Origin of the sequence: Arthrobacter sp. TB 26, from assembly GCF_000427315.1 — a bacterium.
Taxonomy (GTDB): domain Bacteria; phylum Actinomycetota; class Actinomycetes; order Actinomycetales; family Micrococcaceae; genus Arthrobacter.
Window position 1 is genome coordinate 1 of record NZ_AUPJ01000363.1, and the last position, 1666, is coordinate 1666.

Consider the following 1666-nt stretch of genomic DNA (forward strand, 5'->3'; position numbering starts at 1 on the left):
CACGCCCCAGGCGCCGTCGAAGTGGACGCCGTCGAAGTCCGGGCAGTCCCAGCCGTTCAGGGCCGCCTGGCCGGTGGCCTGGGTGAGGATCGCTGAGGCGTCGAGATGGGGTTCAATGGCCCGTCCGGCGGCGACGTCGACGGCCGTGACGGACGCCAGGATTTCCCACAGGAAGGCCGTCCGGCCTCCGCCGGGGTTCGGGGCGGTCGCTGCCGCGGCCTTGGCCAGCTCCAGCAACGCCGGGACGTCGCCGACGGCGGACCGGGCCGCCTCCAGCAGGGGGCCGAGGCCGGCCAGGTCCTCCGGCGCAGAACTGATCCTGACGGCGACGGGCCGCTGGGAATCGGATGTCCGGTTCATTCGGGCCTGTTCTCCTTCGAAGGGTCTCTGGTGCTGTCGGCGTCCACACCTGCCGGCCGGGCTACTGTCCAGTAAATTTCGCCCGTCAGTAAATCTAAGCACACTTAGCACTTTGGGAATTTCGGTGTCAGGCCCAGCGCCGGTGTGGTGCCCGCCGCTGCTACAACACCCGCGCCAGGGCGAAGCCGTCCCAGCCTTTGGAACCCACGGTCTGGATCACGGTGCCGTCCAGCCTCGGGTCCTCGCCCAACATGTGCAGGGCGCTGATGATGCCCGGGGCGTTGACGGCGTCCATGGCGGGATCCAGCACGGCGCCTTCCCAGACCACGTTGTCCATCACGACGGCGGTGCCCGGCCGGCCAAGGCGGATGGCCCAGTCGAGGTACTGCGGATTGTTTGCCTTGTCCGCGTCGATGAAGACGAAATCGAAAGGCTCGACGCCTTCGTCGGCGAGCGCCTGCAGCGTCTCCAGCGCCGCCCCGAACCGGATCTCGACAAGATGGCCCAGCCCGGCGGCATCGACGTTGGCGCGGGCCACGTCGGCGTGTTTGGCGAGGTACTCGCATGTCAGCAGCCGGCCGTCGGCGGGCAGCCCTTGCGCCATCCAGATGGTGCTGAACCCGGCCAGGGTCCCGATTTCCAGCACCCGGCGGGCACCCGAGAGCTGCACCAGCAGCTTGAGCAGCTTCCCGGCGTTGGGGGCGACTTCGATGGGCGGCATGCCTGCCTCGAGGGCGGTGGTTATGGCGCGTTTGAGGGAGTGGTCCGGGCGGACCACAACGTCAGACAGGAAGCCCTCGACGGCGGTCCAGCGGGCGGTGGGCTGATGCTCGAACATGCCCCCAGTCTTCCAGCTGGCCTGTCCGGGCGGTAGGGCCCAGACAGCCCGGGGGTACCTAGCCTGCGGCCGGACCCGGGGCGTCGCCGAGGGCTTGTTCCAGCCGGTCCAGTTTTCCGGTGAGTTCGCCCGTGTAGCCCGGACGGATATCCGCTTTGATGACGAGGGAGACCCTGCTGCCGTAGCGGCCAACGGCCTCGGTGGCGCGCTTCACGACGTCGAACACTTCATCCCACTCGCCCTCGATCGTGGTGAACATCGAGTCGGTATGGTTCGGCAGTCCGGACTCCCGCACGATCCGCACCGCTTCGGCCACCGCGTCGTGGACCGAAGCCTCGTCTGCCGGGACGGCCCCGGAACCGCCGGGCGAGTCATCGGCCGTTCGCGCGGGACGGCCTGAGGGTGCGACAGAAAATGCAAGCAACATGGCACCAGTCTTTCACGTGTCCCCGCGGCATGCCGCGGGGA

General features: G+C 68.7%; 2 protein-coding genes and 1 pseudogene. All 3 read right to left on the minus strand.

Annotation, left to right across the window (positions count from 1 at the left end; genetic code table 11):
• A pseudogene (locus tag K789_RS25690) lies at nt 1–360 on the minus strand (hypothetical protein); the annotation flags it as partial.
• Between the two features lie 160 nt (nt 361–520).
• The gene (locus K789_RS0114045; RefSeq protein ID WP_024367304.1) at nt 521–1198 is read right to left on the minus strand and encodes an O-methyltransferase; all 678 of its coding nucleotides are present in this window, start codon (nt 1196–1198) and stop codon (nt 521–523) included.
• 58 nt (nt 1199–1256) lie between these two features.
• Nucleotides 1257–1625, minus strand: a complete 369-nt coding sequence (locus K789_RS0114050; RefSeq protein ID WP_024367305.1) for a thiamine-binding protein — start codon at nt 1623–1625, stop codon at nt 1257–1259.
• Nucleotides 1626–1666: the final 41 nt, after the last annotated feature.